General features: G+C 38.2%; 13 protein-coding genes. All 13 read left to right on the top strand.

Features of this window, described 5'->3' with window-relative positions; all coding sequences use genetic code 11:
• The first annotated feature begins 187 nt into the window (after positions 1 to 187).
• The 13 genes from ODQ17_RS17445 to ODQ17_RS17385 all read left to right on the top strand — a co-directional run bounded on the left by ODQ17_RS17445 (position 188) and on the right by ODQ17_RS17385 (position 17,413).
• A complete protein-coding gene (locus tag ODQ17_RS17445; protein WP_151767691.1) occupies positions 188 to 532 on the top strand; it encodes a hypothetical protein in 345 nt (114 codons plus the stop codon).
• Between the two features lie 178 nt (positions 533 to 710).
• Complete coding sequence (locus ODQ17_RS17440; RefSeq protein WP_322905244.1) at positions 711 to 1,655, top strand: DUF4424 family protein; 945 nt, start codon at positions 711 to 713, stop codon at positions 1,653 to 1,655.
• A 92-nt stretch (positions 1,656 to 1,747) separates the two neighbouring features.
• On the top strand, positions 1,748 to 2,545 hold the full coding sequence (locus ODQ17_RS17435; RefSeq protein ID WP_322905242.1) for an SDR family NAD(P)-dependent oxidoreductase: 798 nt from the start codon (positions 1,748 to 1,750) through the stop codon (positions 2,543 to 2,545).
• A 126-nt stretch (positions 2,546 to 2,671) separates the two neighbouring features.
• Positions 2,672 to 3,583, top strand: a complete 912-nt coding sequence (gene mumR / locus ODQ17_RS17430) for a LysR family transcriptional regulator MumR (RefSeq protein ID WP_005303905.1) — start codon at positions 2,672 to 2,674, stop codon at positions 3,581 to 3,583.
• Positions 3,584 to 3,923: 340 nt separating this feature from the next.
• Positions 3,924 to 5,177, top strand: a complete 1,254-nt coding sequence (locus tag ODQ17_RS17425; protein ID WP_081399177.1) for an NRAMP family divalent metal transporter — start codon at positions 3,924 to 3,926, stop codon at positions 5,175 to 5,177.
• 34 nt (positions 5,178 to 5,211) lie between these two features.
• Positions 5,212 to 5,976, top strand: coding sequence for a LamB/YcsF family protein (locus ODQ17_RS17420; protein ID WP_000496072.1), 765 nt, complete (start codon positions 5,212 to 5,214; stop codon positions 5,974 to 5,976).
• Between the two features lie 2 nt (positions 5,977 to 5,978).
• The gene (locus tag ODQ17_RS17415; RefSeq protein WP_151767699.1) at positions 5,979 to 6,794 is read left to right on the top strand and encodes a putative hydro-lyase; all 816 of its coding nucleotides are present in this window, start codon (positions 5,979 to 5,981) and stop codon (positions 6,792 to 6,794) included.
• Positions 6,795 to 6,826: 32 nt separating this feature from the next.
• On the top strand, positions 6,827 to 8,410 hold the full coding sequence (locus ODQ17_RS17410) for an urea amidolyase family protein (RefSeq protein ID WP_322905240.1): 1,584 nt from the start codon (positions 6,827 to 6,829) through the stop codon (positions 8,408 to 8,410).
• A complete protein-coding gene (locus ODQ17_RS17405) occupies positions 8,410 to 10,131 on the top strand; it encodes an acetyl/propionyl/methylcrotonyl-CoA carboxylase subunit alpha (protein WP_322905275.1) in 1,722 nt (573 codons plus the stop codon). The genes ODQ17_RS17410 and ODQ17_RS17405 overlap by 1 nt, the downstream gene beginning before the upstream one ends.
• A 302-nt stretch (positions 10,132 to 10,433) precedes the next feature.
• Positions 10,434 to 11,654 carry a chloride channel protein gene (locus tag ODQ17_RS17400; RefSeq protein ID WP_322905238.1) on the top strand — a complete coding sequence of 407 codons (1,221 nt, stop codon included), beginning with the start codon at positions 10,434 to 10,436 and terminating at the stop codon, positions 11,652 to 11,654.
• Between the two features lie 325 nt (positions 11,655 to 11,979).
• Complete coding sequence (locus tag ODQ17_RS17395; RefSeq protein WP_322905236.1) at positions 11,980 to 12,306, top strand: hypothetical protein; 327 nt, start codon at positions 11,980 to 11,982, stop codon at positions 12,304 to 12,306.
• A gap of 14 nt (positions 12,307 to 12,320) precedes the next feature.
• Complete coding sequence (locus ODQ17_RS17390) at positions 12,321 to 17,006, top strand: RHS repeat-associated core domain-containing protein (RefSeq protein ID WP_322905235.1); 4,686 nt, start codon at positions 12,321 to 12,323, stop codon at positions 17,004 to 17,006.
• 98 nt (positions 17,007 to 17,104) lie between these two features.
• Positions 17,105 to 17,413, top strand: a complete 309-nt coding sequence (locus ODQ17_RS17385) for a hypothetical protein (RefSeq protein WP_322905233.1) — start codon at positions 17,105 to 17,107, stop codon at positions 17,411 to 17,413.
• Positions 17,414 to 17,666: the final 253 nt, after the last annotated feature.

Below are 17,666 nucleotides of genomic sequence, written 5' to 3'. Positions count from 1 at the left end.
AGAGTATTTCCGAGAATATTAAATGTATATAAATATACTCAGGATTAACTAATTTTTATAGATAACAATATTTTAGCTGTATTCTTTAATAAAGAGAAATATACACTTTTCACACAACTAACGAGCCAAGTAACGCAATTAAACATTTAGCTGTACATAATCTTTAAAAAAAGAGAGTGTGAATAAGATGAATGAAAACGCAGAGCTTATAAAATATATAGACGTTGCTGAAAACGTCTATGAACGTGTCTATGAGAACAACCAAGTTTCAAATAATTTGATTGTTAACCTTAACCGCATTATGGCGGAAATAAAAAAGCAGGCCGAAGAAAAAGACCTAAAGTTGAAATATAAATCGATCGATTTTGAATATTGCTTGAGCTTACCTTTGGCAGATAGAGATATAAAAATTGACCTTAGTTTGATTCCTCACTTTGAACACCGTGATGAATGCATTTTATGGTTAACTAACTTTATTGGAAAAATAAGTGTGCCTAAAAAGATGACAAGACAAAAACTAACTTTTCATTAAATTTTTTAGACTTAAATAGATAGGGTTGCCACCTAAAAGGCTTTTTTGAAAAATATAGAATAGATTACTCTGTTTGCTTCTATGCATGGACGAAAAAATTAACAGCATCTGGGCTTAAACAGTTATGCTTTATTGCAGATCGACATTTCATAATTAGAAAATGACAGAGCGCTTAAAAATGAAAACATTTACATTAACCTTTGCTGTTTTAGCTTCGCTATCTGCCTATGGCTTAGCCAATGATTCTACGGGTTACGTTGGTACAGGTGGGATTCAATATCTCAAAAACTCGCAGATTGCCATGCAAAGCGAAGATCTATTTATTAGTAAAAAACGAATTAAAGTCGACTACCTCTATAAAAACCTAAGCAATAAAGATGTCACTGAAACGATTTTATTTCCGCTACCACGCATTGATAATTTCTTTGAGTCTGACTTTGCTCATACTGAAGAGCTTTTAAAAAGTTTTAAGATTGTGGTGAATGGTAAAAATATTAAACCAGAAATGCACGTGCGAACGTTTATTCAAAAAGATGAAAAATCACAGCTGATTGATGTAACGGATGAGTTTAAGCAGTGTGGTTTTAATGAAAAAGACATGCTAAACCCTTGGACTCGTACTAACTATGATTATGAGTATTATGTAGGTAAGCTAAAGAAGTGTAATAAGCCAAAAATACAGAAAATTTTAGCCAATTTTAAAAAAGATGATGTAATTCCGTGGTCATCTCAAGTGATCTATAGTTGGAAGCAGACCTTTAAAGCCAATAGTTTGACTAAAATTCAGCATGAATATAAACCTTTGGTGGGTGGCTCAGTAGCTCTATATCCAGACGAATATAACCAGCAATTTTGTATGGATAAACAATTTAAGCAGGGCTTAAACAAAGCCAGTTCAGAAAATTCGCCGTTTAGTGCGCTGGGCTATATTTTGACGACGGGTGCAAATTGGGCAAAGCCGATTGAAAACTTTAAGCTCACCATTGAGCGCGATAAAGATGAACTGGTTTCATTTTGTTGGGATGGAGAAGTTAAAAAGATTAGCCCAACTCAATTTCAAATGACTAAAACCAAGTTTGTACCTAAAAAAGACCTAGATATTATTTTTGTTAAAGTTAAATAAGCTCATACAAACTTTAAACTGTATAAAATTGCACCACTCTTGATTGTGTGACATAACTTAATGATGGCACATAATAACAAGAGGATGCCGCAATGTTGCTTAAGGGAAAAGTGGCTGTCATTTTTGGAGGCAGTGGAGCAATTGGCACTGCAATTGCGAAGGTCTTTATTCGTGAGGGTGCACATGTCTATTTGTGTGCAAGAGATTTAAATAAACTTCAAAATATTGCGGCACAACTTCATCAACTTGGGAGCGTCGTTCATACGGCCAGCGTTAATGTATTAGATAGTCAGTCAATAAATAATACCGTGGCTCAAATTGCTCAAGATACAGGTGGGCTCGATTTAGTCATCAATGCGACCAGTTTTATACATAATCAAGGCAAAGAAATTTTGGAATTAAACCTTGATGAGTTCGTCGGGGGAATAAATCCATTTCTAACGGCTCAGTTTAATATCTCTAAAGCTGTGGTGCCTTTTATGGGCGGTGATCGTGGTGGAAGCATTATTTCAATTGTGGCACCTTCAGCTCGGATGGCGATACCGGGACATCTGGGGCATATTGTGGGCTGTGCCGGAATCGAAGCTTTTATTAAAGCACTGGCTAGTGAGCTAGGGCCTAAGAATATACGAGTACTGGGTGTTCGCTCACATGCAATTGTTGACGCTGTTCAAGCTGGTTCATACACGCGTGAATTATTTGAGTCAAAAGCACAGGCAATGGGGCTCAGCATAGGACAATGGCTAGAGGGGGCGGCTCAAGGCACTATGCTAAAACGGCTACCAACACTTTCACAAGTTGCAGAAACTGTCGCTTTTCTTGCATCGGAGCATGCGAACTCAATGACGGCAACAGTGGTAAACATGACCGCTGGTGCAATAGTTGATTAGTACTGAGCTTGATATTAATGATAAAGATTTAAATCGATTTAAATAAAAATGAATAAATGGCTAGCCTAATCAGGCTAAGAACTCACATACTATAAAAGTAAAGGAATTTTGAAGACAGGATGAAACGTGAATTTAAAGAATCTTGAAGCATTTTATTGGGTTGTGACTTTAAATAGCTTCAATAAGGCTGCGACTAAATTGCAAACTACCCAGCCTGCGGTATCTCAAAAAATCACATCTCTTGAAAATGAATTAGGCTTTAAAGTTTTAGATCGAAACTATCGGCAGTTTAAACCGACTCATAAAGGCTTAACTTTATTTAAGTACGCCGAAAAATTTATGCGCCTAGAAACCGATCTGGTCGCAGAACTGACCGAAAACCAGCACCTGACTGGCACCATTCGTTTAGGCGTTTCCGAAACTATTGTTTATACGTGGTTAGTCGAATATATCGAAAAGGTTCAACAAGAGTTCCCAAAAATTTCAGTAGAAATTGTGGTAGACCTGACACCTAATTTACAAGAAGGTGTGCGAACAGGTGACTTGGACATGGCTTTTTTGCTTGGGCCAACCTTGGCTTTTGAGTGTATTGAACAAGCTTTATGTGATTTTGAATTAAGTTTCTTGGCTTCACCTTCATTTAAAGGCGGTGTAGCTCAAATGTCCTTTAAAACTTTAATGTCACATACCATTTTAACTTACCCCAAAATTACCTATCCCTATAAAGAATTGAAAGCCAGAATGAAAGAACAAGGAATTGATGAACCACTCTCAATTACCAGTTATTCATTAGCGACTTTATTGCGTTTAGCCGAGCAGGGGCTAGGTATTGCTGTCGTACCGACTTTAACGGCGCTAAAAGAAATTACCGACGGACGACTAGAAATATTAAATACTCCCATTCAGTTAAAGACCTTTCATTTCACCTCAATCTACATTCAAGGAAATGATGTTGCTTTGAAAGAAAAACTAACTGAAGTTGCTGTTAGGGTGTCGGAAAGTGCCATGAAAAGCCTCAATGAGAAAATCCAAAAATAAGCGATACTTTTATTTCACATAAAATATTTTTTCTTATTTTAAATAGGCTGCTTGCATGCAAAGTCATAAAAGCAGCTTATCTCGTTCAATAAGTAAAACTTATCCTGCTTTTTTAATAAAATATAAACCATTTAAAATCAAATGCTTGAGTTTTTAATTTTATGTAAAAAGTCTTATTGTCCGTAGGGTTTAGCTATGTTTTTATTTTAGATACAAGATTTGATCACCGATTGTGCTGATTGGGGAACAGGGAATCTTTGTCATTTTAAAGGATTAAAGAATATTGTTTGGGAAAAATGATGTTCTTGGTTCAACCTGAAAATAGCGTTGTTAAGCTCAAATGGATGAGGAACGCATTAATATGTCTTTACTGAAATCTTCTTTTTTATCAGATCGCCAATGGGCCATTGTAGCCTCAATCTTTATGATGGCGACCTCTGCAATGGGGCCAGGATTTTTAACCCAAACTGCTGTATTTACAGTCAAGTTAGGTGCAGCATTCGGCTTTGCAATTTTAGTTTCCATTCTGATTGATTATGTAGTTCAACAAAATATTTGGCGAGTGGTCACACTTACTCAAATGCGTGCATCAGACATTGCCAATAAAGCATTACCGGGTAGTGGTTATTTACTGGCGTTTCTGGTGATTTTGGGTGGTTTTTTCTTTAGTGTTGGTAACATTGCAGGTGCAGCTTTAGGCTTAAATGCGCTTTTTGGCCTAGACACAAAGTGGGGCGGTATTTTAAGTGGTGCCTTAGCCATTTTGATTTTTGCTTCAAGAAAAGCAACGCTTGCCATGGATAAAAGCATGATCGTGTTGGGATTGCTTAAAATCCTCCTGATTATTATTGTTGCCGTCATTGTAATGCCTCCAGTTGGGCAAGCTGTACATCAAACCTTTGCTCCAGATCAGATCGACTTTGCCATTATTACCACTATTGTTGGCGGTACGGTTGGTGGCTATATCTGCTACGCGGGTGCCCATCGTTTACTCGATAAAGGCGCTGTTGGTCCTGAAAATATTGATGAGGTTGCTAAAGCTGCGACCAAGGGCATTATTGTTGTCGGCATCATGCGCTACGTATTGTTTTTAGCGTTTTTAGGTGTGGTGGTGAGCGGTGCAACGATTGATTTAGCCAGCCATGATGCCAATCCGGCAGCTCAAGCATTCCAATATGCAGCTGGTACATTTGGTTTTAAATTGTTCGGCTTAATTTTCTGGGCAGCAGGTATTAGTAGCACCATTGGCGCAGCATATACTTCAGTTTCATTCTTTACTGCGTTTAAAAAGAACTTAACACCAAAACAAACCAACTATACGACTATTACCTTTATCGCATTGGCTTTATTGCTCTATGTGTTATTGGGTGCAACTCCAGCAGGTCTACTCATTTTCGTCGGTGGTTTTAACGGTTTGGTGTTGCCAATTGGTCTTACAATTTTTGTGTATGTTGCTGCATGCCGTAAAGATTTAATGGGTAATTACAACTATCCAAAATGGTTGCTTATTTTGGGTGGGTTAACATGTCTGTTGACATGGTGGATGGGCTATATGTCATTTACGACAGTGTTTAACTATTTGACCAAGCTTTAAGCCAGACTTTGTTAAGTGATAAAGGAATAATGCCATGTTTGTAGATTTAAATAGTGATTTAGGTGAAAGCTTTGGCTCATGGAAAATGGGTAATGATGATCAGATCTTACCTGTCGTGACCAGTGCCAATATTGCGTGTGGCTTCCATGCTGGCGACCCGCTCGGTATTTTAAAAACGGTTCGTAAAGCAGTGGAGCTTGGTGTGACCATTGGTGCTCACGTGTCTTATCCAGACCTTGTTGGTTTTGGTCGCCGTAATATGGATTTGTCACGTGATGAGCTTATTGCCGATGTGCTTTATCAAATTTCTGCACTCGATGGTTTGGCGAAAGTAGCAGGCTCAAAAGTGCAGTACGTTAAACCACATGGCGCGCTTTATAACACTATTGCCCATGACCAAGCTCAGGCAGCCGCAGTGATTGATGCGATTAAAATGTATAACCCTGAATTGGTTTTAGTGGCTTTGGCGGGATCGAACTTAGTCGAGCAGGCACGAGCTGCTGGCTTAAAAGTGGTATCTGAAGCATTTGCAGACCGCGCTTATAACAGCGATGGTTCACTGGTGTCTCGTCGTCTCGAAGGTGCGGTTTTACACGACTCTGCATTTGTTGCGAGCCGTGTGGTTTCAATGCTTAAAAATGGTGGGGTCGAGTCAATTGATGGGGTATTTACTCCAATTCAGGCCGACACCATTTGCCTACATGGTGACACCGACGGTGCATTAGAGATGTCAGCAGCCATTAAAGCCGAGCTTGTAAAAAATAATATTGAAATCCGCCCGTTTGTAAACAAAGCATAAGGATGAGCACAATGTATAAGGATATTAAAGTCGACCCAGCTCAACTTGAAGCCGCTTTAGATGCACGTTTAAAAATCCGTGCAGGTTTTGATAAACCGACGGCAGGCATGGCTGCGGGCATGACGCAGGTCAACATGATTTCGGTGCCAAAAGAGTGGGCATATGACTTTTTACTCTATGCGCATCGTAACCCGCAAAGCTGCCCAGTGCTTGATGTGCTCGAAGAAGGTATCTATGCAACTAAGCTTGCAGCAGACTCAGACATTCGAACCGACTTTCCGCGTTATCGCATTTGGAAAGATGGCGAAATGGTCGATGAAGTGACCGATGCGAGCGAGATTTACAACGCCCATCCTGATTTGGTGACTTTCTTAATTGGCTGTAGTTTTTCGTTTGAAACAGCTTTGCAAGAAGCGGGTATTGAAGTTCGCCATATTCATGACGATACCAATGTACCGATGTATCTGAGCAATATTCAGTGCCAGTCAGCAGGACGTATTTCAGGAAATATGGTGGTTTCTATGCGACCAATTCCATCGCATCAAATTAGTGAAGCGGTAAAAATTACAGCACGTATGCCAAGCGTGCATGGTGCACCTGTACATATTGGGCACCCTGAAAGTTTAGGAATTTCAGATGTAAATAGACCTGACTTTGGTGATGCTTCTCGTATTGAAGCGGGTGAAATTCCAGTGTTTTGGGCATGTGGGGTAACACCGCAAGCCGCCGTTATGAACTCGAAAATTCCTTTTGCGATTAGTCATGCACCGGGTCACATGTTTATTACCGACATTCCTGACCGCGCTTGGATTGGCTAATTGGACTAAAGAAGAATTAAAAGGATAAGCAAATGCGTTTTTTATCGGTAAACGCCGACTGTTTTCTGATTGAGCTTGCGAGCCTAGAAGAAACTTTGGCGTTGTACAATAAATTGCAAAATACGCAATTGAATGGAATTAAAGACTTAGTCCCTGCTGCAAAAACAATTTTGGTTTTTTTTAACGAGATCGAAACCAACTTTAAAACGCTGGTTGCTTCAATTCAGGGCCTCAAAGTTGATTCTGGATTTGAGCGTAGCAGCCAAGAAGTGATTGTGCCGATTCGTTACGATGGTGAAGACCTTGCTCAGGTTGCCGAGCTACAAGGGCTGTCTGTGGCCGATGTGATTAGAAAACATCACCAAAGTGTCTGGAATGTGGCTTTTATTGGTTTTGCACCGGGTTTTGCTTATATGAACAGTCCCGATAAACCTTTTACCGATATTCCACGTTTAACGGTTCCTCGTAAAAAAATACCGTCAGGCTCTTTGGGTTTGGCTGGAAAATACTCTGGAATTTACCCCAAAGACAGTCCGGGTGGTTGGCAACTGATTGGAACCACATCAGAAAAAATGTGGGATTTAGAGCGTAAAAATCCTGCGTTACTTTTACCGGGCATGACCGTTCATTTTGAAGATGTCACGCATAGTCCAACTACTGTGGCTGTACAGCAGCAAATTACACCTAAGATTGAGCCTAAACAATCTGTGCCACTATTTACGATCACTGCGCCAAGTTTACAAATGCTTATTCAAGATGAAGGGCGTTTAAACCAGACCAATATTGGCGTTGGTGTTGCAGGTGCAATGGATGTGTCTGCCATGCACAGTGCTAACCGTGTTGTGGGTAATCCAACCGATACACCAGTCATTGAAGTTTTAAATGGTGGGCTAAAAGCCAAGATGCAGCATGCAGGTGTTATTGCAGTAGCAGGTGCGATCTCAAACATTCGTGTCAAATTTGCTGGTGGCCAAACCGCAGATTTTGCAAGCTATCAGCCGATTGATTTGGATGAAGGTGATGAATTTCAAATTCAGCCACCAACAGCAGGTTTAAGAAACTATCTGGCAGTTCGTGGTGGTATAGATGTTGAACCAGTGCTCAATAGTGCTTCGTTTGATAGCTTGGCGGTATTAGGGCCAGAGCCTCTAAAGCTCGGAGATACCATTTACCAAGGACAGGTTCAAGCAGCCAACATTAGCCTAAATGAAGTAGGCAAAAGTGACTTGCCGCAAGCTGGCGAAGTGGTTGAGCTAGATATTGTGATGGGGCCACGCACAGACTGGTTTGAACAAGACAGTATTGAACTGCTCTGTCAGCAAGAATGGCTGGTAACCAATGAAAGCAACCGCGTCGGGCTAAGACTTTCAGGTGAACAGCCTTTAACTCGCAAAATCACCTACGAGTTGGAAAGTGAAGGTACATGCATTGGTGCTTTGCAGATTCCACCGAGTGGTCAGCCTGTTTTGTTTATGAATGATCACCCTTTAACGGGCGGATATCCGGTCATTGGCTCTGTTGCTAAACACCATTGGGATTTGGTGGCACAGATTCCAGCAGGTTGCCGCATCAAATTTAAAAAAATTGCCGAATTTACAGATTTTGAGAATGAATGATGAATACAGAAAAATTATTGATTGCTAACCGTGGTGAAATTGCCGTTCGTATTATTCATGCTTGCCGTGACATGGGAATTTCTTCAGTCGCGTTATATGCAGATGATGATATTGGCAGCATGCATGTCGAACTTGCTGATGAAGCATGGGGCTTAGCTGGTGCTACCGCTAGCGAGACTTACCTAAATATTCCTGCGATTATCGAAATTGCAAAAAAATCGAAAGCGACTATGGTTCATCCGGGGTATGGCTTTTTATCTGAGCGTGCTGAGTTTGCCCAAGCCGTGATTGATGCAGGGTTAAAATGGGTAGGGCCATCACCAAGTGCAATTGAAAAACTAGGCGATAAAATCGAAGCACGTAAAATTGCCGCTTCGGTAGGTGCGCCGTTGGTTCAAGGTACACAAGACCCACTTAATAATGCAGAGGAAGCTTTAGAGTTTGCCAAGCAATATGGTTTACCGATTGCCATTAAAGCTGCGTTTGGTGGCGGTGGCCGCGGCTTAAAAGTTGCGTGGAAACTCGAAGAAGTTCAAGAGCTTTATGAGTCGGCAGTACGTGAAGCAAAAGCTGCCTTTGGCCGTGGTGAATGTTTTGTCGAGCAATATCTCGATAAACCGCGTCATGTAGAAGCGCAAGTGATTGCCGACCAACATGGCAATATTGTGGTACTGGGTACACGAGATTGTTCATTGCAACGCCGTAACCAAAAGTTAGTTGAAGAAGCACCGGCGCCATTTATTAGCGATGAGATTTACCAGCAAATTTTAACCTCGGCAAAAAATATTTGTCAGGCTGCAAACTATGTGGGTGCGGGAACAGTTGAATATTTACTGAGTCGTGATGGCAAGCTTTCATTTTTAGAAGTAAACACACGTTTGCAAGTTGAGCATCCAGTGACCGAAGAAACCTCAAAAGTCGATTTGGTGGTTGAGCAAATTCGTGTTGCACAGGGTCATGAGCTTTCTATTAAAGAAACACCAAAAGCACAAGGCCACGCCATTGAGTTTCGTATTAATGCTGAAGACCCAGCACGTGGTTTTATTCCTGCATTTGGTGTGTTAAGTTTATTTGAAGCGCCGTTTGGTAACGGTGTACGCATGGACACAGGTGTTCGAACTGGCTCTTTAGTGTCTAGTCACTTCGACTCACTCATGGCAAAACTGATTGTGACTGGTCCAACCCGTGAAATTGCAATTGCCCGAGCTAAACGTGCTTTGAAGCAATTTAAAATTGAAGGCGTGGCATCGGTTTTAGACTTTCACCGTGCGGTACTCAATGAGCCTGACTTTACAGATGAGTTTAATGTACACACGCGTTGGATCGAAAATGACTTTAAACAAGAGTTAAAACCGACTAAACGCGGCATTCCAAACCATCAACAACCAATGCTACTCAGCTATATTGAAATTGATGGCAAGTTACACCGCTTAGGTTTACCTGCGGGCATGTTTGCACAAGGCCCAGCAGCAACTGCCGTTCAAGCACAAACTGCCGAGCCAGAAGTAAGTGCCGAGCATTTACTTGCCCCAATTAATGGTGTGATTAGTGCTTGGAAAGTCGAAAATGGTGAGCACGTCACCGAAGGTCAAGTGGTTGCCATTATGGAAGCCATGAAAATGGAAGTTCAGGTACTGGCGCATCGCAGTGGCGTTATTCAGATTAGTGCAGAGAAAGGCACGACCTGCCATGCAGAAACTGTGATTGCTAGCATTAACTAAGTTTTGAATAAATGATTTGGCCTGATTTTGGTTTTAGTTTGATCGGGTCAAATCAAATGCTTATTTATTAACTCAGTCAGCTATTTTCACAATACTCGTTAACCATTTTCAACTTGAAAGCCAGAAAGGGTTATGAGATATTTCGCCCTGTTTGGTGATATCAAAATTAATCACTGTATTGAAAGCTCGCCTATGCGAGCTTTAATTTTTAGCCCAGTTTAAGCATTTCTCACTTAATGAGCTGGCTGCATAAAAAAATTGAGAATTTATCATCCATTTTAAAGGCTAATTGAAGAACGCGAATGAAAATTCTACCTTCATCTGAATATGATCAAATTCTAAAATACAGTGTCTATTGGCTCGTCATCTCGATTGTGATTGGAGTCGTCGCGGGGCTGGCCTCGACTTTAATTTTTGTAGCCTTTGATATTTCAAACAAAGTCCGAAGTCTGCATCACTGGCTCATCTATTTCTTACCTTTTATTGGGTTTGGTATTGGTTATCTCATTAAAAAATATGGTTCGCCGATTGAACGGGGAACTCATTTACTCCTAGATGAAATTCACCAACCCAAGTCGTTTATTCCAAAACGAATGAGTCCCATCATTTTTATTACCTCAATTTTGACGCAGTTGTTTGGTGGTTCGGCGGGGCGTGAGGCACCAGCGGTTCAGCTTTCAGGCGCCTTAATTGACCACTTAAGTCATATATTAAAAATCTCGGAAGACAACCGAAAAATTTGTTTAATTGCGAGTATTGGTGCGGGCTTCGCTGGGGTGTTTGGTTTACCTCTGGCGGGTGCAATCTATGGTTTGGAAATTACCGCTTTAGGTAACTTAAGATATTCAGCCATTTTCCCATGTTTTGTGTCGGCGCTTATTGCATCGACCATCCCTGAGCTATTCGATATTGTTCATCCGCATATTTATTATGTCATTAGTGAGTTTCCGGCCATTCATTTTGGCACGCTCATGAGTTTAATTGCGGCAGGGTTAGTTTTTGGTTTAGCTGCGCGTTTCTTTATAGCTGCTATTCATTTTGCGAGTGACCTCTTTTACAAGTACATTCGCTATTTGCCATTAAGAACCATGGTCGGTGGTATTGTGATTATGCTACTTACGTTGTTCACTGCACATCAGCAGTACAACGGTTTGGGTACAGATAAAATCATTGCATCTTTTTATGTGCCGATTGAGTTTTACGACTTTTTTAATAAGACCATTTTTACTGCCATTACTCTAGGTTCAGGTTTTAAAGGTGGCGAAATCACACCACTGTTTTATGTGGGGGCAACATTAGGTAATGCTTTAGGTGCGGTTTTAAATCTACCAATTTCATTGCTTGCAGGCTTAGGTTTGGTGAGTCTGTTTTCTGGGGCGAGTAAGGCACCATTAACGTCTATTATTTTAGCCATTGAACTATTTGGAATGAATGTTGCCACTTACGCCATTATTACTTGTTTATTGGCAGCGTTATTTTCTGGAAATTGTGGGTTGTATCGCCGTAAAAAGTTGATGGATTAGAGGGGGGAATTATAGATGGAATTTTTGTTTAGTTGGAGGGGCAGATGAGGTATAAGAATTTTTTATATAAATAGATAGTTAATATAAAATTTTAGCATTTAATTTTTCTTAAATTTATAGGCCGCTCAATAGTGTCTATAAGATAAGGTATTAATTAATTATTTGGTTCTTTTTGTAGCGCTTAAGCAGTATTTTGGTGCACATAGCACATCTAATGAGCTTAAAAAATAAATAATTAAAATAAATATATTAAAATTTATTATTTGTGAAATTGGCATATTAAATGCTTTAAATAACTAATTTTAAAAAAATGAGAAAATGAGAAATGAGAAAAATTATTTTGATGGTGGGATGTTTTGTTTTCTTAGTAGCATGTAGTCATGATCCTATTGAGAAAGTATTAGATGATAGTGAAGATATTCCAAAAGAAGATAAGGATAGGTCAATAGATTGGTATAAAACAAGGCCTAAGGTTAGTAGGGAAATAGAATTAGCCTGTGATAGTAATACTACTAAGTATTTTAAAAGATCAGATTGTATTAATGCTAAAAGTGCTTTGAATTTAATTTCGATTGAATCAAATGCAGATTTAAGCAACAACTTAAGATTAAATTTAGATCGCCAATACTTAAAAGAAAATAACCTTAAATAGAAAAGAGATTTATTATGAAAAAAATATTCTTTAAATCAAATATATTAAATTTTTTATATGCTTTCTTTATCTTCATATTAAGTAGTAGTTTCTATTGCTCTGCTGGAATGTTGGTAGCAGATAATAACTCTTATATTTCATATGATAACAATATTAAGTCTTGTACAGTAGGATACAATCTTCTTTCAGGGCAAATTTCTTATAAGAAAAATCTTGTTTCAGGTGCTCTTCCTTATACTCTTTCTTATCGTAAAGCTACTCGTTATCAAATATTAGATGAAGAGGATGCTATAGGTGCTGACTCATGGTCAGATAATTATGATGGGTTTGTAAATGTTTATTATGGAACATATTTTACGGCTGGTCTACATTTGTCTGTCCCTATTACTAATTATGTAATTAAATTGCCAAATGATAGTCATCGTTATTACTTTAAAGAGGGGCCTACAAATATCAAAGAAGTAGGTTATCCAGAACCCTATGTTAATGAGATAAATAGGGGCTTATATCGAATTTATACAACATCAGAACCACCAGCTTCTGGATTACCTGGAAGAGATGCATCTAGTGGTTATGGTTCAACTGACTATGGTGAAATTAAATTTATAGTTGGCTCTAATTCCATGACAGTTATTCGAAATGGGATTACATATAATGCTACTATTTCAAAATCAGTCAATAGAGAACTTTTATTTAGGTTTACTAAAATTACTTATCCAGATGGAAGAACTATTAACCTAAGCTACGATAGTAATTTAAATTTAAATACGGTAACTGATAATAAGAATAATAAACTTACTTTAACTAGAAATGGTTCACAGGTTTCCTCTGTACTATTTAGTGGAGGTGCCTTGGGGGATACTCAGCAATATGATTTAACTTACTCTTCAGTAGTGGCAGGTTCTACAAGTTACCCACAACTATCTCAAATAAAAAATACTAAAACAGGGGTTAAAGAAAGTTATACCTATGACTCCGCTTTATCATTGCCATACTACGAGGCTGCAAAAACAAATAATATTTCTAATCCAGAAGTAACAGCTCAACGGCCTGTATTAAAAACAGTAATTGATAATTTAAATCAGGTTGTACAAACATGGAAAGTTGAATATCCAAGCTATACCTATGACCCTTTATATAAACAGCTTAGTGCAACTAAAGTTATATTAAGATCATTTCTTGGAGAAGAAACTGGAAATACTTCTTTTGATACATCAACTACATATGACGACGGATATACTGATAGTAAAATTTCTAGCAATTTTCAATTGACTACAAATCAAGTTGCAAATTCAGTTATTAATACAACAAGCCCAGATTATTCGAAAACAAATGTGGATGTATCAGGATATCCATGTTTAACAACAAAAGATAATAGGCCAATTAAGTCAATAATTTATGCACCTGCCGATATCCGACCAATGCAAATTACTGATCAAAATAGTAATATTACAACTTATGCATATGATAATTTAAATCGTATCTTGGAAATTATAGAAGCATCAGGATCAACATTAAGTAGGAAAACCACATATATATACGGTACTTTATTAAATGGAGCTACTAACCCATTTAATATTCCTGTTAAGATTCAAAGAGGGAATCTTACAACAGATAATGTTATAAATGATAAAGGACAGATTACTCAGCAGAGTCTGTCCTCTACACAGACAGGTAGCACGACAAAAGTAACCACATATACGTATTATTCTGATAGCTCAAAACCTAATAATGGATTGTTAAGTAGCGAAGATGGTCCACGTTCTGGTACTACTGATAAGATTAGTTACAGTTATGATAATTATGGGAATTTATCTGGAGTTTCGAGCGTTGTAAATGGCGCGAATAGAACTACTCAATATGTTGGCTATAATTCGTTTGGACAACCTGAAAGGATTGTCTACCCAAATGGAATGGTTCAAAAATATGTTTATAATACCGATGGAACGTTGAGTAGCGTTGTTTTGGGGAGTGGTTCTACCTCTGGTGTTGTTACTGGTCTAAATACCACATATACATATGATACTTTGGGACAGTTGATCAAAATAATTAATCCCGATGGACAAGTAACTAGTTATAATTATGATAATTTGGGGCGTTTGATAAAGATAAACAACCCTGATGGAAGTGTGAATACAAAAACTTATTTTAATAATAACGTTGTAAGCAGTGATGAGCTGAAAGATAGTATATTAACGACAATATATAAAGGGATATACCGGAGTCTCGATGTAAATGGGAGAGTTGCTAAATTACAAATAGGGTCTGATACTACATCAAACTGGAGAACACTAAATTATGATGCGAATGGTAATATAGTTCAAATAAAGACAGCTTCTGGAATTTCTGAAAGCTGGAGTTATGATGCGTTAAATAGAATGACGAGTCATACTGATGGTACAAATAATATTGATACTAAAACTTATGACGCTTTAGATAATACAATTACAGCTATGGATGCAGTAGATTCAGGTACGAACCTTTATACATATCGTAATAGTAGTATTCTTACTAAAGAAATAAATAAAGATTATGGTACCAAAAGTTATACTTATAATGAAGCGGATCAATTGACTCAAAGTTTACATGGTAATCGCAAATGTGATTATTCAAATATTGATGAAGTTGGAAGAAATAAAACTGTCCTGTGTCAAAACAGTACTTCTAATACATCTGATATGCTTAGTTATGATGATACTTATACATTCGATTCAAGCCGTTTTGATCGCTTAGATAAAATTACATCAAATAAAAGTTATGGTGTAGATAATAGCTATGGATACGACCTTTATGATCGTGTGACGAGCAAATCTCAAATAAATAAAGCCTTATCGGCTTGGGGGGCAAGTGCAAATACTCTTACTACAGGTTATACATGGAGTAATGGAAATAAACTAACAAGTCTCACTTTACCTTCAGGTCGTAAATTAATTTATAACTACGACTCAGCTTTAAAGGGACAAATAACAGGGATTAATCTTGATGGATCTGCTGTTATAAGTAATGTGAGTTATGATGCCGCAGGACAAATGACAGGCTGGACTTGGGGGGGTAATGCTGGTAGCTATACATGGACATATAACACCTCGAAAAATGGTGTAGTCAAACAAATTATAAATAAGTCGAGTACTGGATCAATTACCTATAGCTTGAATTATGGATTTGACAAAGATGGGCGAATTACAAGCGTTAGTCGAAATAACAATCTGAATGATACTTATAGTTATGATAATACTAATAGATTGGTTACTGAAAGTCGCGCAAATGGTTCAACTGCTGTATATAGCATTGCATATACTTATGACAAAAATGGTAATCGTTTAACATTAAGAGCATCAGGTAATCATTTACAGCCCGCAGCAACGGTGGACTATGGTTATACAGGCAATAAGTTGACATCATTAACCAAAAACGGCACTGCTCAATCTATAAATTATACGGCAAATGCTGAACTTTATATTGGTTCGACTGTACCAAGCTATGATTATGCTGGACGTCGTCGTGGTGAAGGAACTGCTACAACGATTAATCGTTATATGAGTTATAACGCCAATAACGAAAGGACTTTGACAAGCCTTGCAAGTGGTTGGGTAAATAACACTTCCCAGTTTATTTATGATGAACAAAATCATCTTGTAGGTGAATATACATCATCTGGTTCCCCTATTGTGGAATACGTTTGGTTAGGCGATAAGCCTATTGTAGCCATTTATGGCAGTGGTTCAGCTACAAAGATTTACTATATCGTCACTGACATACAAAATACTCCGCGTCGTTTAGTTGATACTAGCGGGAATGTTGCTTGGAGTTGGGACAGTACTGCTTTTGGTTTAGGTAGCCCAACAGGCAATGTTACATTTAATTTACGGTTTCCAGGACAGTATTTTGACGCTGCAACTGGCCAATTTTATAACCATCGTCGTTTTTATAGTCCTGAGTTAGGGCGCTATATGGAACCCGATCCAATTGGATTAGTTGGTGGATTAAATCCTTATACTTATGCCTTAAGTAATCCAATAATGTATGTTGATATGACAGGTGAGAATCCAGTTATGTTAATAGGAGCAATTGTTGGCGGTGCTATTGGTGGTGGAATGAATATTGCTGGACAGTTATTTAGTATGTCCACAAATCAGTCAAATTCTTTTAATTGGAAATCATTAGGTGTAGCCACTCTAGGTGGAGCAATTACTGGTGCACTAGCACCTCTGGCAACGACTGGAATTGCTGCTGCTGGCTTAGGTTCATTAAGTGGTATGGGGCAATATGCTGCTGGTCAATATGTAGATAATTTGCCAATTACTACTACTGGGGTAATAAGTTCTGGAATAATTGGTATGGTGACAGGTGGTCTAAGCAGAGGTTTAACTACTAGAGATCTTAAGTATCCTACAGACACAAGTGGCCTTTATATTCCTCAAGCAGAAGCCTTGAGGGTCAATAATAATAAATTGGTAAACGAAATGTTTAATGATAAACAGTTAAAGAGTTCGCTTTATATTTCACTTTTTGGTGAAGGATCAGCACAAGCAACAAAATATGTAGAACAGAGAAATAATAATAATTTACTCGGTAGTGTGAGAGATTATCAATGGGCTGAATTTTATGCGAGTAACCTTAGTTGGACAATAAGTGCTATATATCCTGATGGATCCTCAATAAGTTGGTCTTGTACTAGAAATTGTATACTACCTAACTAATTTTTAGAGAGTGCTTTTATATAAAAGCACTCTCTAATATTCAATTATTTATTAGTTTAGAGCAGGATGAAATTTTTCAACATAGGGGTAATTAAACTGTGACAATACTTATTATGGTGCTTACTTTTTTTGTGGGTTCACTTGTTGGCCGATATACTATGTTTTTAATTCAAAAGTCTTTATCTATTTTTATATCTGTTGCTGATAAATTTTTAAATAAATATTTTGTCCTTTTCCTTACAGCTATTTTGTTCTTTATTTTATTCTCTGTATTTTTAACAGGAGGATTGATGTTGTGGCACGCTCTTAGTGGTGGAATAACAGAACTAGGTAAGCTTATATATTTTATGGGATGGGTGGTTGGATCAGGTTTATGGGGTTTTGTTCCTAAAAGTAATAAACTTTAAAATTTAATTGTAGCCATGAGAAATGATGCTTTTAATTTTCCCATTTCTTTTTAATGATCTATTTTAATACGATTGTCATTTCCTACGCTTGACGCCAACAATAGCGAATACTATCCTTTGCGGGCTGGCCTACATTGCCAGTTGGTTTTAGCAGACCATCAGCCAAAGTACACGAAAAAGTCTAACTTTTTTGTGGAAATCCCTGCGTGCCCCCTCTGCGGCGGAACGGGAGGGGGACACCTTCGGGTGTGCT

Source organism: Acinetobacter sp. IRS14 (genome assembly GCF_034650275.1).
Classification (GTDB): domain Bacteria; phylum Pseudomonadota; class Gammaproteobacteria; order Pseudomonadales; family Moraxellaceae; genus Acinetobacter; species Acinetobacter oleivorans.
Note: the sequence above shows the minus strand (reverse complement) of the source record. Positions and strands in the feature narration are given on the sequence as shown.